Here is a 23,425-nt window from a genome sequence, read left to right as displayed (position 1 = left end):
CGGGTCAGCCCCGGGCCAGGATGCCGTCGATCTTCTCGGAGGCGTCGCCCAGGAGTTGGTCGATGTTCGCGTCCTTCTTGGTGAGGACGGCGGAGACGGCCGAGTCGAGGACGGAGTAGATCTGCTGGGCGTCCGGCGGCTCGATCTTCTTCCGCAGGGGCGCGTTGCCGTCCAGGAAGGCCTGGTAGTTCTGCACCGGGACGTTGGCGTTGGCCTTCTTGACCTGCTGGTCCTTGGCGTCGGCGGCGCCGGTGAACAGGCGCGGTTCGGGCAGTCCGACGGGGGCGTCGGCCTTCTTGGCGCGGGCGTAGTCGCCGAGGAAGCCGCTGCCCGGGGTGAGGAACATGCTGTCGAGCCACTTGAGGCCGGCGCGGATCTGGGCGGGCGTGTCGTGCTTGTTGAACATGTAGCCGTCGCCGCCGATGAGGGTGCCCTGGCCGCCGGGCATCGGGCCGAGGGCGAGGTCGTCGTAGTCGCCGCCCTTCTCCTTGACCAGGATCGGGATGTTGTCCGGGGCGGAGAGGTACATGCCGAGCCTGCCCGAACCCATCAGCTGCTGCACGTCGTTGATGACCAGGAGCTGCTTGCTGCCCATCGAGTCGTCGCTCCAGCGCATGTCGTGCAGGTTCTGGAGGACGGCGTGGCCCTGCGGGGTGTCGACGGTGGCCTTCTTGCCGTCGGCGCTGACGACGTCGCCGCCCTGCGCGTACATCTCGGCGGTGAAGTGCCAACCCCCTTGGTTCTGGGCGCTGTAGTCGGCGTAGCCGATGGTGCCGTCGCCGAGCGCGGCTATCTTCCTGGCGTCGGCGCGGACTTCGGCCCAGGTCGTGGGCGGCCTGTCGGGGTCGAGGCCGGCCCGTTGGAAGAGCTTGCGGTTGTAGAGCAGGCCCATCGAGTAGCCGGTGCGCGGGATGCCGTAGATCCTGCCGTCGACGGTGTAGATGTCGCGCAGCTGCTGCTGAAGGGAGTCGTAGCTCTTCAACTCCTTGATGTACGGCGTGAGATCGGCCGCCTGGTGGATGTCCACGACGTGCTTGGCGTCGGTGAAGTAGGTGTAGAACACGTCCTCCATCTGGCCGCCGGCGAGTTTGGCGTCGAAGGTCTTCGGGTCCTGGCAGGGGAACGCGTCGTGGGCGACGACGTCGATGTCCGGGTTCTTCTTCTCGAAGGACGCGACGTCGGAGTCGAAGAAGCCGCGGTCGACCTTGGCGCTCCTGGGCGGCTGGCAGTTGACCGTGATGCGTGTCCGGCCGCTCGCCGAGTCGTCGCCGGACCCGCAGGCGGTGGCGGTGAGCGCGAGGGAACAGACGCCGATCGCGGCGAAGGTACGGCGGAACCCGGTGCTTCTCATGGATGGACCCCTCTGGTCAGGAGCGGTGGGCGCCCACACTCAAGCACCGCCGACATCCACCCGCAAGATGTCGCGCAGATTCTGTAATTATTCGACAGTGGTACGACTGTCAGCCGCGCGGGGCTTGCGCGGTGGAACCCCTGACCACCAGTTCCGGTTCGAAGAGCAGCTCTTCGGCGGGTACGACGGCGCCGCCCACCTGGGAGTTCAGCAGCTGGACGGCGGCCCGGCCCATGGCCTCGATGGGCTGGCGGACGGTGGTCAGCGGGGGCTCGGTGCAGTTCATGAACGCGGAGTCGTCGTAACCGACGACGGAGATCCGTGACGGGACGTCAAGTCCCTTGCGGCGCGCGGCCCTCACCGCGCCGAGGGCGAGCGGGTCGCTGGCGCAGATGATGCCGGTGACACCGCGGTCGATCAGCCGGGAGGCCGCCGCGTGGCCGCCCTCGATGGAGAAGATGGCACGCGCCACGAACTCCTCGGGCAGCTCCGGGCAGAGGCCCCGCGCGGCGGTCAACTTCCTTGCCGACGGCACGTGGTCGGCGGGTCCGAGGACCAGTCCGATGCGTTCGTGGCCGAGGGAGACGAGGTGGCGCCAGGCCTGCTCGACGGCGACCGCGTCGTCGCAGGAGACGCCGGGGAAGCCGAGGTGGTCGATGGCCGCGTTGAGCAGCACGACCGGGATGTTGCGCTCGGCGAGCAGCCGGTAGTGGTCGTGCGGCGCGTCCGCCTGGGCGTACAGCCCGCCGGCGAACACGACGCCGGAGACCTGCTGTTGCAGCAGCAGCGTCACGTAGTCGGCCTCGGAGACCCCACCCTTGGTCTGGGTGCAGAGCACCGGGGTGAGGCCGAGCTGGGCGAGCGCGCCGCCGATCACCTCGGCGAAGGCGGGGAAGATGGGGTTCTGCAACTCGGGCAGCACCAGGCCCACCAGGCGCGCGCGTTCACCGCGCAGTTGGGTGGGCCGCTCGTAGCCGAGGACGTCCAGGGCCGACAGCACCGACTGCCGGGTCGCGTCGGAGACACCGGGTTTGCCGTTGAGCACCCGGCTGACCGTGGCCTCACTGACCCCGACCTTCTTCGCCACCTCAGCAAGTCGTCGCGTCATGCGCGCAAGAATAGCGCAAGTGACGCAAGTGGTTTGCGTCGAGGGGCGACGGAACGAAACCGATTTCTGCCGTCACCCGGTGGAGGCACGCGGCGGCTCGTGGACGCTCGCGGCGGCTCGGCGTCACGGCCCGCTTCGGTCGTGCGCGGCCCACAGACCGCGGACATGTCCCAGATGACGGGTCATGATCTCCCGCACGGCCCGCTCGTCACGGTCCGCCAGCGCGTCGAGGAGGTCCAGGTGCTCCTGCGCGGAGGCCAGCAGGCGCCCCTCCTCGACCAGGGCGGTCAGCCCGTACAGGCGGGACCGCTTGCGCAGATCGCCGACGACCGCGACGAGATGGGCGTTGCCGGCCAGGGCGAGCAGCCCGAGATGGAAGCGGGTGTCGGCCTCGACGTACGCGATGAGGTCACCGGCCACGGCCGCCTGCACGATCTCCCGGGCGGCGGGCCGCAACGCCTCCAGCGAGACGGGGTCGGCGGTCGCGGCCAGCCCCGCCACGGTGGGGATCTCGATCAGGGCGCGGATGTGGGTGTACTCGTCGAGCTGCTTCTCGGAGACCGCGGTGACCCGGAACCCCTTGTTCGGGACGGTGTCGACCAGCCCCTCCTTGGCGAGGTCGAGCATGGCCTCGCGGACCGGGGTGGCCGAGACGCCGAAGCGGGCGGCGAGCGTCGGCGCGGAGTACACCTCGCCGGGCCGCAGCTCCCCCGCGATCAGCGCGGCCCTGAGCGCGTCGGCGACCCGCTCGCGGTAGCTGCTCCGCCCGCCCAGCGCGGGCAGATCCGGGGCAGTGGGGTGCGGGGCGCCGGTGCGCTGGACGGCCATCGGATCTCCTTGTGGTGCGAGGGGTGCCATGTCACGGGTGCGACATCACAGGTGCGACGGCACGGGTGCCATGTCACGCGTGACCGGCCATTGTCCCCCGCGCTAGAGGATGAACCCGCCCGGGAACGGGTCGGTGGGATCGAGCGAGTACTGCGCGGTGCCGGTGATCCAGGCCCGGCCGGTGAAGCTGGGCAGTACGGCGGGCACTCCGGCGACCTCGGTGGTGCCGAGCAGCCGCCCGGTGAACCGGGTGCCGATGAAGGACTCATTCACGAACTCGGTGTGCAGCGGGAGCCGGCCGCGCGCGTGCAACTGCGCCATGCGGGCGCTGGTGCCCGTGCCGCAGGGCGAGCGGTCGAACCAGCCGGGGTGGATGGCCATCGCGTGCCGGGAGTGCCGGTCGGTCGCGCCGGGCGCGTACAGGTGGACGTGATGGCAGCCGCGGATGGAGGGGTCCTCGGGATGGACGGGCTCGTCCTTCTCGTTGATCGCCTCCATGAGGGACAGGCCCGCCTTGATGATGTCGTCCTTGCGGGACCGGTCGAAGGGCAGGTCGAACCGGTCCAGCGGCAGGATGGCGTAGAAGTTGCCGCCGTACGCCATGTCGTAGGTCACCGTCCGTCCGTCGGCGAGGGTGGCCTCGCGGTCCAGGCTCACGGAGAACGACGGGACGTTCCTCAGGGTGACGTTCCTCGCGGCACCGTTCTCGACCGCGACCTCGGCGACGACCAGCCCGGCCGGGGTGTCCAGCCGGATGGTGGTGACCGGTTCGACGACCTCGACCATGCCGGTCTCGACGAGCACGGTGGCCACGCCGATCGTGCCGTGCCCGCACATCGGGAGATAGCCGGATACCTCGATGTAGACCACGCCCCAGTCGCAGTCCGGCCGGGTGGGCGGCTGGAGGATCGCGCCGCTCATCGCGGAGTGGCCGCGCGGCTCGTTCATCAGGAACTGCCGGATGTGGTCGCGGTGTTCGCGGAAGTACAGCCGCCGCTCGTTCATCGTCGCGCCGGGGATGGTGCCGATGCCGCCGGTGATCACCCGGGTCGGCATGCCCTCGGTGTGCGAGTCGACGGCGTGCAGGACGAGTTTGCTGCGCATGACGCTCCTGGTGGATCGGGGCCGGTGCGAGGGGAGTTACGCGAGTCCGGCCGCGACCGCCTGCTCGGTGGCGGCGCGTACGACGGCCTCCTGCTCGGGCAGCAGCGGGACGCGCGGCGGGCGCACCGGCCCGCCGTGCCGTCCGACGATGTCCATGGACAGCTTGATGGCCTGCACGAACTCGACCTTGGAGTCCCAGCGCAGCAGCGGGTGCAGCCGCTCGTACAGCTTCTTCGCGGTGGCCAGGTCGCCGTCGACGGCCGCGTGGTAGAGCTCGACGCTCGCGGCGGGCAGCGCGTTCGGGTAGCCGGCCACCCAGCCCTTCGCACCAGCGAGGGCGAGTTCCAGCAGGACATCGTCGGCGCCGATCAACAGGTCGAGTTCCGGGGCGAGTTCGGCGAGCTGGTAGGCGCGGCGGACATCGCCGGAGAACTCCTTGACGGCCTGGATGTACCCCTCGCCGTGCAGCTTGGCGAGGAGTTCGGGCACCAGGTCGACCTTGGTGTCGATGGGGTTGTTGTACGCGACGACCGGCAGGCCCGCCTTCGCGACCTCCGCGTAGTGCGCGAGGACCGAACGCTCGTCGGCGCGGTAGGCGTTGGGCGGCAGCAGCATCACGGACGCGCAGCCCGCGTCGCGGGCCTGCTCGGCCCAGCGGCGGGACTCGGCGGAGCCGTAGGCGGCGACCCCGGGCATCACGCGCGCGCCGCCGATCGCGGCGACGGCCGTCTCGACGACCTTGGCGCGCTCCTCGGGGGTGAGCACCTGGTACTCGCCGAGCGAGCCGTTCGGTACGACGCCGTCGCAGCCGTTGTCGACGAGCCAGGCGCAGTGCTCGGCGAACTTGTCGTGGTCGACGGCGAGTTCGGGGGTCAGCGGGAGCGCGGTCGCGACGAGGACGCCGCGCCAGGGGCGGTTCGCGGTGGTCGTCATGGAGATTCCCCTCTCGGTCGGGTGGGACTGGTCATCGTTGTTCGGACGGGTCGTCGTCGGCCTCACCGGCGTGCGCGAGGACGCCGAGCGGCACGGGTCTGGCGAACGGCCGCCGGGACGGGGCGAGTTCGCATCCGGCGAGTCCCGCGACCGCGGGTCCGCACATCCGACCCTGGCACCAGCCCATCCCGGCCCGCGTCATCAGCTTCACCGTGCGCGGGTCACCGGCGCCGAGCCGGGCCACGGCCTCGCGGATCGCGCCTGCGGTCACCTCTTCGCACCGGCACACGACCGTGTCGTCGGTGACGAGATCGGTCCAGCAGGCGGGCGGCGCGTAGACGGTGTCGAGGGCGGCGAAGAACTCCCGCAGTCCGGCACGGGACTTGGCGGCCGGCGCCCACGCGCGCTGGTCGGGCGGCGCGCCCGTCAGGCGGGCGGCGGCGGAGCGGCCCGCGATGTGGCCCTCGGCGAGGGCGAGGTCGACGCCTCCGATGCCGGTGGTCTCGCCGGCCGCCCAGACGCCGGGGACGTCGGTGCGCTGTTCGGCGTCGACGTGGACGGCGAGCCCTTCGAGCCGGCAGCCCAGGGTCTCGGCGAGGTCGGTGTGCGGGAGCAGGCCGTGGCCGACGGCGAGGGTGTCGCAGGCGAGGCGCCGTTCGGTGCCGGGGCGGACCCGTCCGTCGGCGTCGAGCGCGGCGACGGTGACCGCCTCCAGGCGTTCCTCTCCGTGCGCCTTCACGACGGTGTGCCGGGTGAGCAACTCGATGCGGTGGCGCAGGAGTCGGGCCGCGTACTGGGCGGCTTCGGCGACCTTGCCGGGCTGCGCCGCCAGCGCGCGGGTCCGCCGCAGGAAGGCCTTGGGATCGGCGGACTCGACGAGCGCGGCCACCTCCACACCCGCCGCCGCGAGTCCGGTCGCCACGGGGAGGAGGAGCGGGCCGGTGCCCGCGACCACGGCGGTGCGTCCCGGGACGGCGAGGGAGCCTTTGAGCATGGCCTGCGCGCCGCCCGCGGTGAGCACTCCGGGCAGGGTCCAGCCGGGAAACGGGAGGACCTTCTCGTAGCCGCCGGTGGCCAGGAGGACGGCGTCGGCGCGGACTTCGACGGAGTCGTCCTGGTCGGGTCCGAGGAGGGCGTGCACGGTGAAGGAGTCACGGGGGCCGCCGCCGTCGACGGGGTCCTCCGCCGGCCGGTGCGACCTCCGCTCCACGAACCAGACGTGATGGTCCGTCAAGTGCGTTACGCGGCCTGCCTCCACGTGGCGGGCGAGGTCCTCGTCGAGTCGCCGCCCCGTGCGCCGGTGGTGGTGCGGGGTCCGCGGGTGGGCGGCGGGTGGTTCGGCGGCGGGCCGACGGTAGAACTGGCCGCCCGCGCGCGCCGCCGAGTCGAGCAGTGTGACCCGGACGCCCTGTGCCGCGGCGGCCAGCGTGGCGGCGAGTCCCGCCGGGCCCGCTCCGATCACGGCGAGGTGCGGTCGGTCAGTCATCGTGGCCCGTTCCCTCCTGCGTGCGGACGGCGTCGCCCGGGTGCAGGGGCACCAGGCAGGCTCGTTGGTTGGGGCGGTCGTTGACGGTGACGAGGCAGTCGTAGCAGACCCCGATGCCGCAGAAGACACCGCGCGGCGCTCCGTCGACCCGGGTGGTGCGCCAGGAGGTCACGCCCGCCGACCACAGGGCGGCGGCGACGGTCTGGCCGGGGAGCGCCCGGATCTCGCGGCCGTCCAGGGTGACCGTGAACGCGGCGCCCTGGTGGGCGGCGGTGTTTCGTGGGGAGCGGGATCTCACTGGGCCTCCTCGTCGTCCTGGAAGCGGTCGGGCCGGAAGGGGGTCATGTCGAGGTCCGGGGCGGTGCCGCCGAGGAGTTGGGCGATCAGGTGCCCGGTGCCGGTGGCGAGTCCGATGCCGGCGCCCTCGTGTCCGCAGGCGTGGACGAGGCCGGGGGCGCGGGGGTCGGGGCCGATGGCGGGGAGGTGGTCCGGCAGGTAGGGGCGGAAGCCGAGGTAGGAGCGCATCGCCCGGACGTCGGCCAGGAACGGGAACAGCCGGGTCGCGCCGGCGGCCAGCGCCCGGACCACCGGCAGCGAGAACTCCCGGTCGAAACCGACGCGTTCGCGGCTGGCGCCGATCAGGACGGGTCCGGCGGCCGTGCCCTCCACGACGGGCGAGGTCTGCAGGGCGGCCGAGTCGCTGGCCACGTCGGCCACGTAGTCGGCGGCGTAGACCTTGTGGCGGATCAGGCGGGGCAGCGGTTCGGTGACGAGGACGAAGCCGCGGCGCGGGAGAACGGGGAGCGTGACGCCGGCGAGGGCGGCGAGTTCACCGCCCCAGGTGCCGGCGGCGTTGACCACGGCCGGGGCGAGGATGTCCCCGGCGGGGGTGCGGACGCCTTGGACCGTTCCGTCCGCCGCGCGGAGTACGTCGGTCACCGTGCGGCCGGTGAGCAGGCGGGCGCCGGAGACCCGGATCAGGTGGGCGGCGGCCAGGGCGGGCATCACCTGGCGGTCCTGCGGGTAGTGCACACCGCCCGGGAGGTCCGGGGCGAGCCGGGGTTCGAGCTCGTACAGGGCTTCGGCGTCGACCGGTTCGGCGACGACGGCGGCGGTGCGCTGTTCCCCGGCGAAGCGCTCCAGGGCGGTGAGTCCGCCGGGCGTGGCGGCCACGACCAGGCCGCCCTTGGCCTCGTACTCGATGAACTCGCCCAGCTCCTGGGCGAGTTGTTCCCACAGGCGGTGAGACAGGAGGGCGAGGTCGAGTTCGGGACCGGGGGCCTTGTCGGAGACGAGCAGGTTGCCCTCACCGGCGCCGGTCGTGCCGCCGGAGACCGGGCCGCGATCCACGACGACGACGTCGAGGCCGGTCCGGGCCGCGTACAGGGCGCAGGCCGCCCCCACCACTCCGGCTCCGACGACCACGACATCGCAGGTCAGTCGCTTGCTCACGTCAGTACTATGTCACATACCTCTGCGGCTGAGAATGTCCCGCGCGTAGGTCACCGCCGCGCCGACGGTGAGCGGTGGCCGACCGGGGACACCGCTCCCGCAGGACCGGTTACTGGCTCCGCTGCCCGAGGACGCAGAACTCGTTGCCCTCGGGGTCCGCGAGCACGACCCACGACTGGTCGCCCTGGCCGATGTCGACCCGCCGCGCGCCGTGGGCCACCAGGCGGGCCACCTCCGCGGCCTGGTCGTCGGGCCTGAAGTCGAGGTGCAGCCGGCTCTTGGACTTCTTGCTCTCGGCGAGCCGTACGAAGTCGATCCCCGGCAGGCGGTCCGGCGCCGGACGGATCTCGAACTCGTCGTCGGAGGAGTGGACCACCACCCAGCCCAGAGCCGTGGCCCACCACTGGCCCAGGGCCGTCGGGTCCGCCGAGTGCACGATTACCTGTTCCCATTCCAAGGTCATCCGCAGAGCTTAGACCGGTCCACGCTCCGGGAAACAGGTGTTCAGGGCGTCAGACCCGGCCCGCGCCGGCCGTGTCGGCGGACAGCCGCTGGGCGACGTAGATCGGGAGGACGGAGAGCAGGACGAGTACCGCGGCCACCACGTTGACGACCGGCGCCTGTTGGGGCCGGGTCATGTTGTCGAAGATCCAGATCGGCAGGGTCTCGATGCCTGGCCCGGCGGTGAAGGTGGTCACCACGATCTCGTCGAAGGACAGCGCGAAGGCGAGCAGTCCGCCCGCGAGCAGCGCCGAGCGCACCAGCGGGAAGGTGACGTCGACGAAGGCGCGGAAGCTGTCGGCGCCCAGGTCCATCGCGGCCTCCTCGTACGACCCGGAGGTGCGCCTGAGGCGGGCGACGACGTTGTTGAAGACGACGACGATGCAGAAGGTGGCGTGTCCGACGATCACCGTGAACAGGCCGAGGCCCACGCCGAGCGGCTCAAGTACCGTGCTGAACGCCGAGTTGAGGGCGATGCCCGTGACGATGCCGGGCAGCGCGATCGGCAGCACGACCACGAAGGAGACGGCGTCGCGGCCGAAGAAGCGGTACCGGGCGACCGCGAAGGCGATCAGGGTGCCGAGCACCAGGGCGATGGCCGTCGCGCCGAGGCCGGCCTTCACCGACACCCACAGCGCCGCGCGGGCGCCCGCGTTCTGCCAGGCGACGGACCACCAGTGCAGGGTCAGGCTGGACGGCGGCCAGCTCGCGCTGCGGTCCGGGTTGAGGGAGTTGACCAGGACGAGCAGGAGCGGGACGTAGATCACCGCGAAGCCGAACCCGGCGGCCACGCGCAGGGCGATGCGCGCGGAACGGGAGAGCTGCATGACATGTCACCTCCTTCAGAGGCGGTCGATGGCGTGTTACAGGCTGCTCAGCGCGCCCGTGCGGCGCAGCGCGAGCAGGTACACGACGATCACGACGACGGGGACGGTGCCGAGGGCGGCGGCCATCGGCAGGTTGAGTTCGATGTTGGAGTAGACGAGGTTGCCGATCAGCTGGGTCTTGCCGCCGACGATCTGCACGGTGATGTAGTCGCCGAGGCTGAGCGAGAAGGTGAAGACCGACCCGGCGGCGACGGACGGCAGCACCATCGGCAGCACCACCGACCGGAAGGTGCGGCCCGCTCGCGCGCCCAGGTCCGCCGACGCGTCGAGGAGGTTGGCGGGCAGCTGCTCCAGCGCGGTGTGGATCGGCAGGACCATGTAGGGCAGCCAGAGGTAGGTGAGCGTGAGGACGGCGGCGGGGAGTCCGAACCCCGGGCCGCTGAGCCCGAACGGCTTCAACATCCAGTCGGCCAGGCCGCCTTGGGACAGGATGAGCCGCCACGCGTACACCTTGACCAGGTAACTGGCCCACAGCGGGGTGAGGATGGCGACCACGAGCAGCGGGCGCCACCTCGGCGCGGCCACGCGGGCGGTGTAGAAGGCGAGCGGGAAGGCGATCACGGCGCACAGGACGGTGACGGCGAGCGCGACGCCGATGCTGCGCAGGATCACCTGCCGGTACACGGGCACCGTGAACAGCTCGTGGAAGTTGTCGGTCGAGAAGACCTTCACCACCTCGGAGGTGAAGGAGTCCGTCGTCCAGAACGCGGAGACGAACAGCACGCTCAGCGAGCCGAGATAGAGCACGGCCAGCCACAGCAGCGGCGCGGTGAGCAGCAGGGAGAGCCGCAGCCGGGGGCGCCGGTACAGCGCCCCCGCGGTCCGGTTGAGCAGGGACATGCCTCAGCCCTTGATCTCGGTCCAGGCCTGTACCCACTTGGCGTAGGGCACGCACTTGACGTCGGTGCGGCCGTCGAGGCACTGCTCGATCGGCGTGTTCCAGAAGGCGATGTTCTTCCAGTACGCCGTGTCGGCGGCGTGGTAGGTGGTGCAGAAGTTCTTGTCGCTGGTCTCGGCGCAGGCCTTGGAGTTGGCGGGTGCTTCGCCGAAGTACTCGGCGACTTGGGCGTTGACCTTCGGGGAGACGATCCAATTGAGCCACTGGTAGGCGCAGTTGGGGTGTTTGGCCTTGGCGGAGATCATCCAGGTGTCGGACCAGCCGGTCGAACCCTCCTTGGGGACGAAGGCCTTGACGCCGACGCCCTCGTCGGCGGTGAGGTTGGCGATGACCTGCCAGGTGGTGCCGATGACGGAGTCGCCGCTCTTGAAGGCGGAGATCTCCTTGAGGTAGTCGCTCCAGTACTCGCCGATGTCCGCGTTCTGCTTCTTCAGCAGGGCGACGGCGGCGTCGAACTGGGTCTGGTCGAGCGCGTAGGGGTCCTTGATCTTCAACTCGGGCTTGGTGGACTTGAGATAGAGGGCCGCGTCGGCGATGTAGATCGGCGAGTCGTACGCGGTGACATGGCCCTTGTACGTCGAGGCGTCGTCGAAGACCGCGGCCCAGGAGGTCGGGGCGGGGGTGACCTTCCGGGTGTTGTACATCAGCAGGTTGGCGCCGCGGCCGTGCGGGATGCCGTACGCCTTGCCCTTGACGGAGTTCCAGGCCTGGAGCTTCAAGTCCGGGAAGATGTCCTTGTAGTTGGGGACCAGGCTCGTGTTGACGGGGGCGGCGTCGCCGGAGGCGATGAGGCGCAGGGAGGCGTCGCCGGAGGCGGAGACGGCGTCGTACTCGCCGGTCTTCATCAGTTTGACCATCTCGTCCGAGCTGGCGGCGACCTTGGAGTTGACCTGGCAGCCGGTCTGCTTCTCGAAGTCACTGACCCAGTTGACCTTGGGGTCGTTGGAGCCGTCCTCGACGTAGCCGGCCCAGGCGATCAGGTTGACCTCGCCCTCGCTCTTGCCGAGCTTCGACTGGGCTTTGAGATCAGGGGGGTTGAGGCCGCCGCCCGACGAGCCGCTGTCGGAGGAGCCGCAGGCGGTGGCGGCGAGCAGGACGGCGGCGCAGGCCGCCGCCCGGAGGGTTCGGGTGAGACGCACGGCGTTCTCCATGGGTGGAGGAGATGGGTGAGCAACGGGGTCGGGCGCTGGGGACGGGAGCGGGCGGGTCAGCGGGGGTCCGGGACGTGCACCGTGTGCCGCCGGTGCCATCGCAGGCGCACCCGGCTGCCGCGGTAGGCGGCCACGTCCTCGGCGGAGGTCTCCAGGTTCTGCTGGAGCGCGGTGAGCCGGCCGCCGGCGTCGAGGTCGACGAGGAAGCGGGTGGAGTCCCCGAGGTAAACGACCTCGGCGACGGTTCCGGCGGCGCTCTCGTGGTCCGGCGGTCCGGTCTCGGCCGTGTCCTTGAGGACGCGGATCTTCTCGGGCCGGACGCTGTAGGTGCCCGCGGTGCCGACGATCCGCTCGGCCGCCTCGCCCGCCAGCAGGTTGGATGTGCCGACGAAGGACGCGACGAAGGGGGTCGCGGGCCGCTCGTAGACCTCGGCGGGGGTGCCGACCTGCTGGATGCGGCCCTGGTCGAAGACGGCGATGCGGTCGCTCATCGTCAGGGCCTCCTCCTGGTCGTGGGTGACGAAGACGAAGGTGATGCCCACCTCCCGCTGGAGCGCCTTGAGTTCGACCTGCATCTGCTCGCGCAGTTTCAGGTCGAGGGCGCCGAGCGGCTCGTCGAGCAGCAGCAGCCGGGGGCGGCCGACGAGGGCGCGGGCGAGGGCGACGCGCTGCCGCTGGCCGCCGGAGAGCTGGGCAGGGCGGCGGGTGCCGTAGCCCTCAAGTCGTACGTCCGCGAGGGCTGTTCGGGCGCGGGACAGTCGTTCGGCCTTGGGGACCTTGCGGACCTTGAGGCCGTAGGCGACGTTCTGCTCGACGGTCATGTGCGGGAAGAGGGCGTAGTCCTGGAAGACGGTGTGGACGTCGCGCTCGAAGGGGGCGAGGCCGGTGACGTCCTGGCCGGCGAGTTCGACGGTGCCGCCGGTGGGGCTCTCGAAGCCGGCGATCATGCGCAGCACGGTCGTCTTGCCGGAGCCGGAGGGGCCGAGCATCGAGAAGAACTCGCCGTCCCTGATCTCCAGGTCGACGCCGGCCACGGCGGTCGTCTCGCCGAACGACTTCCGCAGATCCCGCAGCCGGATCGCAATCCCCTCCATGGGCGGGAACCTTTCTGGTGCTCTGTGACGTTGCACGGAAACATATGAAGTCATAGTTCAAAGCTCAAGGCCCCCTTAGGGTAAAGCTTGAGTCAACGTGCAAGGTGGTGGCCGTGAACCAGCAGCAGCACCTCAACGGCGGCGCCCGAAAAGCCGTCTTCGCCCCGGTCGACAACCGGGCGCGGGTCGACGCCGTCGTCAGCCGGCTCGGGGACGCCATCGAACTGGGGCTGCTCGCCGACGGCGAGCAGCTGCCGGGCGAGAGCGAGCTCGCCGGGCAGCTCGGCGTGTCCACGGTGACCCTGCGGGAAGCGCTGATGGCGCTGCGCCAGCAAGGTCTGGTCACCACCCGGCGCGGGCGCGGCGGCGGCAGCTTCGTCTCCCTGCCCGAGGTGCCCGGCGAGGAGCGGCTGAGGGTCCGGCTGCGCGGCTGGAGCACCGAGGAGCTGCGCGACCTCGGCGACCACTGGGCCGCCCTGTCCGGCACTGCGGCCCGGCTCGCCGCCGAGCGCACCGAGCCCGAGGATCTCCTGCAACTCCGCCGTACGGCCGAGGAGTTGACGCACGCCGAGGACGTCGCGGCGCGCGGCCGGGTGTACGGGCGGTTCCATGTCGAGCTGGCCGCCGCCGCGCAGTCGGCCCGGCTGACCCGGGAACAGGTCGCGTTGCAGACGGAGGTCGGGGCGCTGCTGTGCCTCGTGCTGGGCAGCGACGAATATCGTGAAGAAGCCGCAGACCGTCACCGCTCCGTAATCTCGGCCGTGCAAGATGGGGCCCACGATTGGGCCAGGGAGCTGGCCGAGCGGTGCGTGCGGGAATCGACGGCGCGGCTGATCGCCGAGCGGCTGGCCCTGTAGTCGTCGCCGCGCGCCCGCTCCCCGTCTGCTGGAGGGCACGCATGAGCCTCGCGACGGCACCGCCGGCCACGGCACCCGAGCAGTCCGTCGCGGCGGGCGTCCGCTCGGCCCTGGAGTCCGTCTTCGACGCCGTGGCCGCCACCCGCGCCGACACCACCGCCGTGCTCGCCGAGGTGTCGGCGCAGGGCCGCCACCCCGCGACCGTGGACCTCGCCGCGCTGCGCCCCGGTCTCCATCTCCGGCTGGCCCGGCACGAGTTGGTGTCCGGCGTCGGCTTCGTCGCGGCGCCGGGTCTGCTCGGCGACGTACCGGCGTGGCTGGAGTGGTGGCAGACGACCGCCGACGGGGGTGTCCGGCCGCTGTTGCTCGACCTCGATCCCGAGCACTCGGCGTACGCCGACTACACGCACTGGGACTGGTTCGCGCTGCCCCGTGACACCGGGGAGCGCGCGGTGGCCGGACCGTACGTCGACTACCTCTGCTCGGACGAGTACAGCCTCACCCTGTCGGCGCCGGTGCAGTTGGCGGGACGGTTCGCGGGGGTGGCCGCGGCGGACGTGTACCTACGGCACTTCGAGGCGGCCGTGATGCCGATGCTGCGTCAACTGCCCGCGCCCGCACGGCTGGTGAACGCGCGCGGCCGGGTCGCCGCGTCCACCGACCCGTGCCATCTCGTCGGTTCGCTCAGCAAGGGCCCGGACTTCGCGGAGGCGCTCGCGGTGGGCCGGGCGGGGTACGCGCGCGGGCTGCGGCTGGTGCCGTGCGACGGGGTGCCGCTGGTGCTGGCCGTCGCCGAGCGCTGACCCGACCGGCCCGGTGGCGGCGCGAGTCCAAGTCACGGCGGAACTCGGCCCGCCGTGACGGGAGTTGACGCGTGCTTCGGCGGGAGTCGGCGCGATGGCTCAGTCGGCCGCCGGGACCACCCTGAGGTGTCCCGCGCCGCGGCCCGGCCTGCGGGTCCTGGGCGGCGGGGTGCGGCGGGCCTCGCGCAGGACCAGGGTCAGCCGCGTATAGCCCATGTTCTGAAGGGTCTTGGGGGTCTCGCCGACGATCCGGCAGTCCGTGGCGCCCCAGCGCGGGTCGGGGTGCAGCACCGGGCGCACCGCGCCGTCGTGTTCCACGGCCTCCTCGCCCACCGCGCGGATCCAGTGCGGCAGGCCCTGCCGGTAGGCGGCCTCCATGATGGGGTCCTGGGCGATGTCGCGGCGGATCGCCTGAAGGCCGTGGTCGTGGCCGTGGCTCTCCACGGCGGAGGCGAAGTGGGCCAGCATCGGCAGGCACCAGCTCGACTCGTGCTCACCGAGCACCGTGCCCGCGTCGGGGTGGAAGAGCACGAACCTGAGGAAGTTGTCGCCCGGCATCGCCGTCGGATGCGGACCGACCGCGCGGAAAAGTGACTTGAACGCGCCGTTGGTCAACACCACGTCCCAGCGGTGGTCCATGACGACGGACGGAAAAGGGACGGCCTCCAGCAGTGCGGCGTAGTCCAGCAGATACGCCTGGGCCTCGGGACTCTCGGGGGCGGGTCGCGGTACGGACCGCTGCCCACCTGCCTGATACGCCATCGGGAGGTCACCCCTCTTGCCTATGCGGCCTTCTCGCGGCGCCCCGATCCTGCTGCCCCGACGCGAGCCGTGTCAACTATCGTGGCATTTCACGTTGGTTGACGGCTGAAATTGGCCACAGTTGTGGCGAGACCTGGATGCGAGTTCGAACGAACCGCTACCCTCCGGGATGTTCACGGCGACCGTTTGTGAGAAGCCTGTGAGAGACGTAGGAGATCTGTCGGTGTCGGATGGCTTCGAGGTACCGGGCGCGACGGCGGGCGCCGTGCTGCCCGCCGTGGTCGACCGCGTCACCGCGCTCGCCGAGCGGCTCGACGTCCCGCAGGCCGAGGTCTTCCACGTGGGCCGGCTCTCCAGGGCCTCCGGTGTCCCCGACCCCGTGGTCAGAGCACTGCTGAGCGGCCGTCCGGCGGGCGAGCCCGATGTGCAGGCGCGGTTCCTTCAGCGCCTGGACCTGTTGCGCCGTACCCGGCTCAAGCCCAACGGGCGCCGGTACACCCAGCAGGAGATCGCGGACGGCGCGGGCATGTCCCGTCAGCAGGCGGGCGCGCTCATCAACGGCGACCGGCGTCCCACCATGGAGCACTGCGACGCGCTCCAGCGCTTCTTCCGGGTGCACGCCGGATTCCTCACGGCCGAGGACCCCGAGGCCCTCGCGGGCGCCCTCCAGCGCGCCGAGCAGGACCTGTTGCAGAAGCTCGCCGACCGCGAGCGGGCGGCGGCCGAGGCCGCCGGGGACCCGCTGGAGCGGCTGCTCCAGGACCACGGGGTGCGCGGAATCGCCTGGCGCGCCGCGCAGTTGCCCACCGACCAGCACCGCGACAAGGTCGCCGAGTGGCTGGACATGCTCCTGGAGAGCGTGAAACGCCCCGAGGCGTGATCCGGGGCCGCAGCACCGACAGTTGACGGGGTGTCAGGTCGCGCTGCGTTCGCTCGCCTCCCTCAAGTCCCGTTCCAGGGCGCCGCTGCGGGCCGTGGTGCCGGGCCGGCCCTCGCGCAGGAGGTCGCGCCAGTGCTCGCGGCTCCAGTGGGCCGGGGTGGTGGTCGCGGTGAACTCCGTGACCAGGGCGAGGAATCGGGCCGGGTCGGTGTGGAACGGGAAGTGTCCCGACCCCTCGAAGATCTCCAGCCGGCTGCCCGGCATGGCCTCGTGGGCGCCGTGGGCGTGCCGTACCGGCACCACGCTGTCGCGGTCGCCCCACAGCAGCATGGTCGGCATGCCCTCGGTCAGATAGCAGCGGTCCAGCATGGTCACCACCTGACCGCGCCAGTCGACGACCGCGCGCAGGCTGCGGATGAAGGCGTTGCGGGCGGTCTCGTCCGGCAACGCGTCGACCACGGTGAGGAGTTCGGGGGCGTCCTGGCCGAGGTCGGTGTCGAGGAGCCTCATCAGGCCCACGGTGAGGCCGACTTGGAGGCGCATGCCGGGCAACCGCAGCGCGGGCAGGGCGAGATGGGCACCCGGGAGCGTGATGAGCCGCAGCACGGGGTTGACCTCGCGGCCCACACCGCCGGCGCTGACCAGGACGAGCCGCTCGGTGCGTTCGGGGAACTGGTAGGCGAACTGCATCGCCACTCCCCCGCCCAGCGAGTGCCCGACCAGGGTCGCGGACTCGATGCCGAGGGTGGTGAGCAGGTCGCGCACGCCGTTGGCGTAGGCGGCCACCGAGTAGTCGGCGCGTGGTTTGTCGGAGGCGCCGTGGCCGAGGAGGTCGGGGGCGATCACCGTGTGGGTGCGGGCGAGCTGCGGGATCAGTTCGGCCCAGGTGGCCGAGGAGTCGCCGATGCCGTGGATGAGGACGAGCGCCGGGCCCTGCCCGGCCATCCGGAAGGCACGGCGGTATCCGTGCACGACGCGGTACTGGAGCGTGAGTTCCGCGTCGCCCACCGGGCGCAGCCGTGCGGCGCGCTCCGGGCGCCGTGCCGGGACGTCCTCCACGCACTCGCCTCCCGTTCACCTGGCCGCCCGCAGGCGGCCGAAAGCCCTTCCTCCCAGCGTAGGGCCGCTGTCCCACGGGGGGTTTCGGGGACGTTTCGCCTCCGCTAAGCGGGCGAACCGGGGCCGGGGGAAACGGGATTGTCAGTGGCAGGCGGCAAGCTGGAGTCGTGCCACCGCCGTGCGGGGGCGCACGACGCCGATCAGGGGAGAGCCGTCCTATGCAGACCGCCGTGATGACCGACCGCGAGCGCGCCGCCGTCCAGGCCTATCTACGGCTGCTGCACACGGTCAGAGCCGCCTTCGACGGCCCGCCGGGCGACCCGCGCCCGGTGCTGGTCCCACCCTCGGTGCTGGCCGAGGCGGACCGGGCGCTGACGGACGCCGGACTCGCTGGCAACGAGGAGGCGTTCTTCCGGCTGCTGGAGAACTGGTGCCCGCAGGGATGAGCGGGGTCACGGACGGGGGACCGTGATCGCGGTGGCGACCAGTCCCCGGCGTACGGTCCAGCGGCCCTCGAAGGTGTCGAGGCGCTCGCCGCCGAGGACCGGGCCGGGGACGAGGAGACGGGCGCGCAGGCCGCCGCGCGGTTCGTCGCCGGGGTCCGCGAAGAGGTCGATGTCGGCCTCCGAGAAGTCCAGCCACTTCCCGGTGAGGGGGAACCAGGCCTTGTAGACGGACTCCTTGGCGCTGAACAGGAGCCGGTCCCAGTGCACGGCGGGCACGCGGGCCGCGAGCCGGGTGAGGCGTTCCTGTTCGGCGGGCAGCGCGACGGAGGGCAGGACGCCCTCGGGGAGCGGTGCGTGGGGTTCGGCGTCGATGCCGAGCGAGGCGAGGTCGGTGGCGCGGGCCAGCGCGGCGCCGCAGTAGCCGTCGCAGTGGGTCATGCTGCCGATGAGTCCGGCGGGCCAGATCGGCGCGCCGTGGGCGCCGGGCAGGATCGGCTGCGGGGGCACCCCGAGCTTCTCCATGGCGCGCCGGGCGCAGGCCCGTACGGCGGTGAACTCGCGCCGCCGCTTGGGCACCGCGCGGGCCACCCGGGCCGCCTCCTCGGGGTAGAGCGGGGTGTCGTGGAACCCCTCGTCACCGTGGGTCTCCATGGTCACCACGGACTCCGGGAGCAGTTCCTCGATCACCGGCTGCGACCTCCGTCGGCAGGATGCGGCGCAGTCGTCCCGGGGGTTCCGGGCGCTTCTGCCACTCGCGGGGGTATCCCACGGACACCTCCTCGAAGCGGACTCCCTCGTGGTGGGTGGTCCGCGGGATGTGGAGATGGCCGTAGACCATGGTGTCCACCCGGAATCTGCGGTGCCAGTCGGCGGTCAGGGTGGTGCCGCACCACATGGCGAACTCGGGGTACCACAGGACTTCGGTGGGGTGCCGGTCCAGGGGGTAGTGGTTGATCAGGACCGTGGGCAGGGTGTCGGGGATCTCGGCGAGGCGGCGTTCGGTCGCGGCGACCCGGGCCCGGCACCAGGCCTCGCGGCTGGGGTAGGGGTCGGGGTGCAGCAGGAGCTCGTCGTTGCAGACGATGCCGGTGCCGTGCGCGTACGTCAGTCCCTCGTCCTTGGTGGCGCAGCCGGGCGGGAGGAACGAGTAGTCGTAGAGGAGGAAGAGCGGGGCGACGACGACCGGGCCGCCGGGGCCCTCCCAGAGGGGGTAGGGGTCCTCGGGGGTGAGGACGCCCAGTTCCCGGCAGAGGGCGACGAGGTGTTCGTAGCGGGCGACTCCGCGCAGGGTGACGGGGTCCTTGGGGTGGGTCCACAGTTCGTGGTTGCCGGGGGACCACAGGACCTTGCGGAAGCGGCCGGCGAGGAGTTCGAGGACCCAGCGGACGTCGGACACTGTCTCGGCGATGTCGCCGGCCACGATCAGCCAGTCCTCGTCCGTGCCGGGGCGCATCCGCTCCACCAGGGCGCGGTTCTCGGCGTACCCGATGTGCAGGTCGCTGATGGCCAGCAGCTGTCCGGCACCACCGGCCGTCGACTCCACCTCTCGCCCCCTTAGCCGCGCACGAATGAGGTCACGAGATCACATCCCGCCGCGCGCGACAAGACGGCGGGCGGGGAGGGCCGTCAGGGGCGTGCGGGCAGGTCGGGGCGGGTCGACGGCGGGAGTTCACGTGCCGGGTGGGCAGCATCGGGAAATCCGTAACACGGGCGTTGCACGCGGCACCCCTTGAAAGCCGTATGATCGCCCCAACACCACCGCCACGAACGCCTCTTCGCCGAGGGCGGTTTGGTGTCCCTCCAACCACCCTGGCCGGGCACGGCCTCGCTCCGCCGTGCCCGCGAACCCGAAAGGACGGCCCTGCATGGTCTCTCGCGTACGCGTCTGGCTCAACCGCACGTACGCGGAGAACGTGTTCTTCATGGATCAGCTGCGGAGAAATCCCAGCGATCGGGCCGTCGAGATCCATGCCACGCACGGCGACGCGGACTCCCCCGTACTGGCCGCGGCCGACACCGCCGACTTCGAGCCCGAGGGCCTGTCCCCGGCCGGATACGTCGAGTTCGCGCTCGACCAGTGCGCCCGTCGCGGCATCGACGTGTTCGTGCCCCGACTGCACCAGTCGGAGATCGTGGCGCACCGCGCGGACTTCGAGGCGGTGGGCACGGCGCTGCTGGCGCCGACCCCCGAGGCCGTCGCCGTCTTCCACGACAAGGTGATCGCCTACGAGGCCGTCCAGGCGATCGGCGTGCCCGTGCCGCCGTGGTGGCGCGTCCGCACGGCCCCCGAACTCGTGGCCGCCGTCGAGGAGTTGGAGGCCGCCGGGCACAAGGCGTGCTTCAAGCCGGCGTCCGGCGCGGGCGGGGTGGGCTTCCGGGTGATCACGCGCGCCCCCTTCTCGCTCATGCACCTCAACGGCTTCCCGAGCCCCTACGTCCCGCTCGACACGGTCGTCGACGCGCTGGAGCAGGCCGACGAGCAGGTCGACTGGCTGGTCATGCCGCGCCTGGAGGAGCCGGAGGTGTCGGTGGACTGCCTGACCGGTCCCGACAACCTGGTCCGGCTCGCGGTGGGCCGCACGAAGAACGGCCGCCGACGCGGTTTCACCCTGCACGAGCAGTGGCTGGAGCCGGCCCGCCGGATCGCGGAGGGCTTCGGGCTGCACTACCTCTCCAACATCCAGTTCCGCATGTTCGGCGAGACGCCCGTACTGATGGACGTCAACACCCGGCCCGCGGGCGGGCTGCACCAGCTGTCGCTGTGCGGGGTCAACGCCCCTTGGGCGGCTGTGCAGTTGGCGCTCGGCGAGGACCCGGGCACGATGGAGCCGCCGTTCCTGGGCGCGGACTACGCGGTGGTCTCGGGCCCGCGTCAGCTGCGTCCCGTGACCCTCCCGCACCAGCGCGCGGAGGAGTCGGAGCCGCTGCCCGCGACGGTCCCGGCGCAGACCGAGGCGGAGCCGGAGAGCGCCCTCGCACCGGAGCTGGGCAGCCACGCGGCGGCCCGCGCCTAGGCCTCCGAAGCCCCCGTCCCCCTCCACCGCACTACAACTCCATACCGGTCTGGACCAATCATGGCGCAGCACCTTGACACCATGATTGGTCCATACCAGCTTGGTTGCGCACCTTCCTGTACTCCCGAACACCCCCATTCCTTCAGGGAGATCGCGTGCGCGACACACTCAGACGTTCCAGACGTCGCCTCCTCGCTTTGCTCGGTACCGCAGCCCTGGCCATGGCCGGGGCCATCGCGCTGCCCGGTACCGCGCAGGCGGCCAACGTCCTGACCAACCCCGGCTTCGAGTCGGGCTCCCTCTCCCCCTGGTCCTGCACCGGAAACCTCGGCTCGGTGGTCTCCTCTCCGGTGCACGGCGGCTCCAAGGCCCTTGCGGGCGCGGTGAGTTCGAGCGACACCGCACAGTGCTCCCAGACGGTCGCCGTGCAACCGAACACGGCGTACTCGCTCAGCGGCTGGGTGCGCGGCAGTTATGTCTACCTCGGTGTCAACGGCGGTTCCTCCACGTGGACTTCGTCCCCGTCGGCGTACGCGCAGTTGACGACGTCGTTCACGACCGGCGCCACCCAGACCAGCGCCACCATCTACGTCCACGGCTGGTACGCGCAGGGCACCTACTACGCGGACGACATCAGCCTCGACGGTCCCGGCGGCGGTGGCGGCGGTGACACCCAGGCGCCGACCGCGCCCACCGGACTGACCTCCACGGGCAAGACGTCCTCCAGCGTGTCCCTGTCCTGGGGCGCCTCGACGGACAACGTGGGCGTCACGGCGTACGACATCTACAGCGGCTCCAACCAGGTCCTCAGCGTCTCCGGTAGGAGTGCCACCGTCAGCGGGCTCTCCTCCAGCACCGCCTACACCTTCACCGTGAAGGCGCGGGACGCGGCCGGGAACTCCTCCGCGGCCTCCAACTCCGTGAGCGTCACCACGGACGCGGGCACCGGCGGCGGCACCGGCTTCAAGCAGGCCGCGCCCTATCTGTACGAAGGGTGGGGCGACCCGCCGAACCCGGCGACGGTGATGGCCGCGACGGGCGTCAAGTGGTTCACGATGGCGTTCGTGCTGGACTCCGGCGGCTGCACCCCCGCCTGGGACGGCAGCCGGGCGCTGACCGGCGGCGTCGACCAGACCGCGATCAACCAGATCCGCGCGGCCGGCGGTGACATCGTGCCGTCGTTCGGCGGCTGGCAGGGCAGCAAGCTCGGCGCCAACTGCTCCTCCGCGAGCGCGCTCGCCGGGGCGCTGCAGAAGGTGATCAGCGCCTATGGCCTCAAGGCCATCGACATGGACATCGAGAACACGGACGAGTTCGAGAACGAGGCCGTCCAGGCGAAGATCCTCACCGCGCTGAAGACCGTCAAGGCCAACAACCCCGGCCTGCGCACGATCGTCACCTTCGGCACCTCGACCACCGGCCCGACGTACTACGGCAACCGGCTGATCGAGCAGGCGCAGTCGCTGAACGCCGGTATCGACGTCTTCACCATCATGCCGTTCGACTTCGGCGGCGGTTCCGACATGTACGGCAACACGGTCGCGGCGGCCGAGGGCCTGAAGGCCAAGCTGAAGTCCACCTTCGGGTGGGACGACGCGACGGCCTACGCGCACATCGGGATCTCCGGCATGAACGGTCTCAGCGACCAGCAGGAGAACACCACTCCGGCGATCTGGACCCAGATCCGCGACTGGTCCAACGCGCACCACATCGCCCGGCTCGCCTACTGGGCCGTCAACCGCGACCGGCCGTGCGCCGGTGGCGGGGTGGTCAGCAACTGCTCCGGCATCAACCAGAGCACCTGGCAGTTCACATCCATCACGGCCGGTTTCACCGGCTGAGCGTCAGCGTGGGGGTGCCTCGTCCGGGTACCCCCACGCCCGCGCCAACTCCGCGAGCCTGGACGGCAGTTCCACGGCCGGATCGGCCGTGCGGGCGGGCTGGACCCGGCCCGACTTCAGGGTGCTGCTCCAGTCACCGAGCTGGGGCCGGTAGAGACCGTGGTCCTTGCTGCCGTAGTCGAGCATGCCGCTCTCCCAGGGGACACCGAGGTAGGCGCACAGGTCCCGGGTCGCCTTCTCCGGGTGCGCGGTGAGGTCCTCGTAGGTCATGACGTGGGCGTCGAGATGCTGCCGGGCCTCCTCCAACTTCTCGGCGTAGCCCAGGACTTCGGCGCGGATCGCCGCGTGGTCGGGATCGTCCCGGCGCGCGGTGAGCGAGGCGAGCACCGCACCGGGGTGGCGCAGCAGCAGGATGTAGCGGGCGTGCGGCCAACATCGGTGCAGGCGCGGCCACATGAGGGTGTTGGGCGGGGTCTTGTCGACGATGACGTCCTTGCCGCTGCGCTCCAGTTCGAGGTGGAGCACCCGGTCCCACAGGACGTGTTCCAGTTCCTCCTTGTCGAGCGCGAGCGCCCGCATCGCGTCGTCGGTGAACTCGCGGGAGAGATGGACGTGCAGGGTCCGCAGATGCATCTCGTGCGGGGCGCGGATGCGGCTGTGGCTGTTCATCAGGACCCGCAGCAGCGTGGACCCGGAGCGCACGGAGGACAGCACGAACACCGGCGAGTCCACCAGGCGCGGGGCGCGCGGCGCGGTGTAGGCGTCGGCGGCGGGCCGGGGCGCGGGCAGCGCGTCGAGGTGGCGGCGCGGCGGGCTGACCGCCTGCGCCATCAGCCTCCCCCGCCGCCTGAGCCCCTTGCCGATCGCGGACATCCGCGGGTCTCGCATGCTGACACCTTTCTCTCGCCGTTCCCTCGGATCCCAGAGGGAGCAGGCGAACTCCAGGTGTCACGGAGTCGAACGCCGGCTG

General features: G+C 71.4%; 24 protein-coding genes. 6 read left to right on the top strand and 18 right to left on the bottom strand.

The features are described 5' to 3' along the window. Positions 1–4: 4 nt before the first annotated feature. The 13 genes from ACIQPR_RS07380 to ACIQPR_RS07320 all read right to left on the bottom strand — a co-directional run bounded on the left by ACIQPR_RS07380 (position 5) and on the right by ACIQPR_RS07320 (position 12,793). A complete protein-coding gene (locus ACIQPR_RS07380; RefSeq protein WP_403643368.1) occupies positions 5–1,351 on the bottom strand; it encodes an ABC transporter substrate-binding protein in 1,347 nt (448 codons plus the stop codon). A 109-nt stretch (positions 1,352–1,460) separates the two neighbouring features. Beyond that, complete coding sequence (locus ACIQPR_RS07375; protein ID WP_403643366.1) at positions 1,461–2,459, bottom strand: LacI family DNA-binding transcriptional regulator; 999 nt, start codon at positions 2,457–2,459, stop codon at positions 1,461–1,463. A 123-nt stretch (positions 2,460–2,582) separates the two neighbouring features. Beyond that, on the bottom strand, positions 2,583–3,287 hold the full coding sequence (locus ACIQPR_RS07370; RefSeq protein WP_403643363.1) for a GntR family transcriptional regulator: 705 nt from the start codon (positions 3,285–3,287) through the stop codon (positions 2,583–2,585). Between the two features lie 102 nt (positions 3,288–3,389). Beyond that, the gene (locus tag ACIQPR_RS07365; RefSeq protein WP_403643360.1) at positions 3,390–4,391 is read right to left on the bottom strand and encodes a proline racemase family protein; all 1,002 of its coding nucleotides are present in this window, start codon (positions 4,389–4,391) and stop codon (positions 3,390–3,392) included. 36 nt (positions 4,392–4,427) lie between these two features. Then, positions 4,428–5,324 carry a dihydrodipicolinate synthase family protein gene (locus ACIQPR_RS07360; RefSeq protein ID WP_403643357.1) on the bottom strand — a complete coding sequence of 299 codons (897 nt, stop codon included), beginning with the start codon at positions 5,322–5,324 and terminating at the stop codon, positions 4,428–4,430. Positions 5,325–5,355: 31 nt separating this feature from the next. Then, positions 5,356–6,810: an FAD-dependent oxidoreductase gene (locus ACIQPR_RS07355; RefSeq protein ID WP_403643354.1), complete on the bottom strand. Its 1,455-nt coding sequence runs from the start codon at positions 6,808–6,810 to the stop codon at positions 5,356–5,358. Continuing rightward, positions 6,803–7,108, bottom strand: coding sequence for a (2Fe-2S)-binding protein (locus ACIQPR_RS07350; RefSeq protein WP_403643352.1), 306 nt, complete (start codon positions 7,106–7,108; stop codon positions 6,803–6,805). The genes ACIQPR_RS07355 and ACIQPR_RS07350 overlap by 8 nt, the downstream gene beginning before the upstream one ends. Next, positions 7,105–8,262 (bottom strand): NAD(P)/FAD-dependent oxidoreductase, encoded by a 1,158-nt coding sequence (locus ACIQPR_RS07345; RefSeq protein ID WP_403643349.1) that lies wholly within the window; start codon positions 8,260–8,262, stop codon positions 7,105–7,107. Before ACIQPR_RS07345 ends, ACIQPR_RS07350 begins: the two co-directional genes overlap by 4 nt. 109 nt (positions 8,263–8,371) lie before the next feature. Continuing rightward, complete coding sequence (locus ACIQPR_RS07340; RefSeq protein ID WP_403643346.1) at positions 8,372–8,725, bottom strand: VOC family protein; 354 nt, start codon at positions 8,723–8,725, stop codon at positions 8,372–8,374. 49 nt (positions 8,726–8,774) lie between these two features. Continuing rightward, positions 8,775–9,590, bottom strand: coding sequence for an ABC transporter permease (locus ACIQPR_RS07335; protein ID WP_403643343.1), 816 nt, complete (start codon positions 9,588–9,590; stop codon positions 8,775–8,777). Positions 9,591–9,626: 36 nt separating this feature from the next. Continuing rightward, positions 9,627–10,490, bottom strand: a complete 864-nt coding sequence (locus ACIQPR_RS07330) for an ABC transporter permease (protein WP_403643340.1) — start codon at positions 10,488–10,490, stop codon at positions 9,627–9,629. 3 nt (positions 10,491–10,493) lie between these two features. Beyond that, entirely contained in the window at positions 10,494–11,687 is a 1,194-nt protein-coding gene (locus ACIQPR_RS07325) for an ABC transporter substrate-binding protein (protein WP_403643337.1), read from the bottom strand. Positions 11,688–11,755: 68 nt separating this feature from the next. After that, positions 11,756–12,793, bottom strand: coding sequence for an ABC transporter ATP-binding protein (locus ACIQPR_RS07320; RefSeq protein WP_403643334.1), 1,038 nt, complete (start codon positions 12,791–12,793; stop codon positions 11,756–11,758). 113 nt (positions 12,794–12,906) lie between these two features. Here ACIQPR_RS07320 and ACIQPR_RS07315 point away from each other — a divergent pair, with 113 nt between their 5' ends. Continuing rightward, entirely contained in the window at positions 12,907–13,650 is a 744-nt protein-coding gene (locus tag ACIQPR_RS07315) for a FadR/GntR family transcriptional regulator (RefSeq protein WP_403643331.1), read from the top strand. A gap of 41 nt (positions 13,651–13,691) precedes the next feature. Continuing rightward, complete coding sequence (locus ACIQPR_RS07310; RefSeq protein WP_403643328.1) at positions 13,692–14,453, top strand: cache domain-containing protein; 762 nt, start codon at positions 13,692–13,694, stop codon at positions 14,451–14,453. 99 nt (positions 14,454–14,552) lie between these two features. Here ACIQPR_RS07310 and ACIQPR_RS07305 read toward each other — a convergent pair whose 3' ends face one another. After that, the gene (locus tag ACIQPR_RS07305) at positions 14,553–15,215 is read right to left on the bottom strand and encodes a hypothetical protein (RefSeq protein WP_403643325.1); all 663 of its coding nucleotides are present in this window, start codon (positions 15,213–15,215) and stop codon (positions 14,553–14,555) included. A 223-nt stretch (positions 15,216–15,438) separates the two neighbouring features. Here ACIQPR_RS07305 and ACIQPR_RS07300 point away from each other — a divergent pair, with 223 nt between their 5' ends. Continuing rightward, complete coding sequence (locus ACIQPR_RS07300; protein WP_403643323.1) at positions 15,439–16,095, top strand: helix-turn-helix domain-containing protein; 657 nt, start codon at positions 15,439–15,441, stop codon at positions 16,093–16,095. Between the two features lie 33 nt (positions 16,096–16,128). Here ACIQPR_RS07300 and ACIQPR_RS07295 read toward each other — a convergent pair whose 3' ends face one another. Next, positions 16,129–17,154, bottom strand: coding sequence for an alpha/beta fold hydrolase (locus ACIQPR_RS07295; RefSeq protein ID WP_403643320.1), 1,026 nt, complete (start codon positions 17,152–17,154; stop codon positions 16,129–16,131). Positions 17,155–17,372: 218 nt separating this feature from the next. On the opposite strand from ACIQPR_RS07295, the gene ACIQPR_RS07290 reads away from it, so the two are divergent. After that, positions 17,373–17,600, top strand: a complete 228-nt coding sequence (locus ACIQPR_RS07290) for a hypothetical protein (protein ID WP_403643317.1) — start codon at positions 17,373–17,375, stop codon at positions 17,598–17,600. Between the two features lie 6 nt (positions 17,601–17,606). On the opposite strand, the gene ACIQPR_RS07285 is transcribed toward ACIQPR_RS07290, so the two are convergent. Both ACIQPR_RS07285 and ACIQPR_RS07280 read right to left on the bottom strand, forming a co-directional pair. Then, entirely contained in the window at positions 17,607–18,287 is a 681-nt protein-coding gene (locus tag ACIQPR_RS07285) for a 4'-phosphopantetheinyl transferase (protein ID WP_403643314.1), read from the bottom strand. Beyond that, the gene (locus ACIQPR_RS07280) at positions 18,235–19,143 is read right to left on the bottom strand and encodes a metallophosphoesterase family protein (protein WP_403643311.1); all 909 of its coding nucleotides are present in this window, start codon (positions 19,141–19,143) and stop codon (positions 18,235–18,237) included. The genes ACIQPR_RS07285 and ACIQPR_RS07280 overlap by 53 nt, the downstream gene beginning before the upstream one ends. Positions 19,144–19,465: 322 nt before the next feature. Here ACIQPR_RS07280 and ACIQPR_RS07275 point away from each other — a divergent pair, with 322 nt between their 5' ends. After that, complete coding sequence (locus tag ACIQPR_RS07275; RefSeq protein WP_403643308.1) at positions 19,466–20,614, top strand: ATP-grasp domain-containing protein; 1,149 nt, start codon at positions 19,466–19,468, stop codon at positions 20,612–20,614. A 155-nt stretch (positions 20,615–20,769) separates the two neighbouring features. Then, entirely contained in the window at positions 20,770–22,455 is a 1,686-nt protein-coding gene (locus ACIQPR_RS07270; protein ID WP_403643305.1) for a carbohydrate binding domain-containing protein, read from the top strand. Between the two features lie 3 nt (positions 22,456–22,458). Here the strand turns inward: ACIQPR_RS07270 and ACIQPR_RS07265 are convergent, their stop codons facing one another. Further along, a complete protein-coding gene (locus tag ACIQPR_RS07265) occupies positions 22,459–23,343 on the bottom strand; it encodes a sulfotransferase family protein (protein ID WP_403643302.1) in 885 nt (294 codons plus the stop codon). Between the last annotated feature and the right edge of the window lie 82 nt (positions 23,344–23,425).

Origin of the sequence: Streptomyces sp. NPDC091280, assembly GCF_044768565.1 — a bacterium.
Lineage (GTDB): Bacteria > Actinomycetota > Actinomycetes > Streptomycetales > Streptomycetaceae > Streptomyces.
The sequence above is the reverse complement of the archived record's forward strand: the minus strand, read 5'-3'. Positions and strand labels throughout refer to the sequence as shown.

Excerpts from the sequence above, each read along its gene's own strand:
- ACIQPR_RS07320 (WP_403643334.1), bottom strand. The coding sequence starts at position 12,793 with ATGGAGGGGATTGCGATCCGGCTGCGGGATCTGCGGAAGTCGTTCGGC.
- ACIQPR_RS07360 (WP_403643357.1), bottom strand. The coding sequence starts at position 5,324 with ATGACGACCACCGCGAACCGCCCCTGGCGCGGCGTCCTCGTCGCGACC.
- ACIQPR_RS07290 (WP_403643317.1), top strand. The coding sequence starts at position 17,373 with ATGCAGACCGCCGTGATGACCGACCGCGAGCGCGCCGCCGTCCAGGCC.
- ACIQPR_RS07375 (WP_403643366.1), bottom strand. The coding sequence starts at position 2,459 with ATGACGCGACGACTTGCTGAGGTGGCGAAGAAGGTCGGGGTCAGTGAG.
- ACIQPR_RS07310 (WP_403643328.1), top strand. The coding sequence starts at position 13,692 with ATGAGCCTCGCGACGGCACCGCCGGCCACGGCACCCGAGCAGTCCGTC.
- ACIQPR_RS07330 (WP_403643340.1), bottom strand. The coding sequence starts at position 10,490 with ATGTCCCTGCTCAACCGGACCGCGGGGGCGCTGTACCGGCGCCCCCGG.
- ACIQPR_RS07265 (WP_403643302.1), bottom strand. The coding sequence starts at position 23,343 with ATGCGAGACCCGCGGATGTCCGCGATCGGCAAGGGGCTCAGGCGGCGG.
- ACIQPR_RS07370 (WP_403643363.1), bottom strand. The coding sequence starts at position 3,287 with ATGGCCGTCCAGCGCACCGGCGCCCCGCACCCCACTGCCCCGGATCTG.
- ACIQPR_RS07380 (WP_403643368.1), bottom strand. The coding sequence starts at position 1,351 with ATGAGAAGCACCGGGTTCCGCCGTACCTTCGCCGCGATCGGCGTCTGT.
- ACIQPR_RS07365 (WP_403643360.1), bottom strand. The coding sequence starts at position 4,391 with ATGCGCAGCAAACTCGTCCTGCACGCCGTCGACTCGCACACCGAGGGC.
- ACIQPR_RS07305 (WP_403643325.1), bottom strand. The coding sequence starts at position 15,215 with ATGGCGTATCAGGCAGGTGGGCAGCGGTCCGTACCGCGACCCGCCCCC.
- ACIQPR_RS07335 (WP_403643343.1), bottom strand. The coding sequence starts at position 9,590 with ATGCAGCTCTCCCGTTCCGCGCGCATCGCCCTGCGCGTGGCCGCCGGG.
- ACIQPR_RS07275 (WP_403643308.1), top strand. The coding sequence starts at position 19,466 with ATGGTCTCTCGCGTACGCGTCTGGCTCAACCGCACGTACGCGGAGAAC.
- ACIQPR_RS07355 (WP_403643354.1), bottom strand. The coding sequence starts at position 6,810 with ATGACTGACCGACCGCACCTCGCCGTGATCGGAGCGGGCCCGGCGGGA.
- ACIQPR_RS07340 (WP_403643346.1), bottom strand. The coding sequence starts at position 8,725 with ATGACCTTGGAATGGGAACAGGTAATCGTGCACTCGGCGGACCCGACG.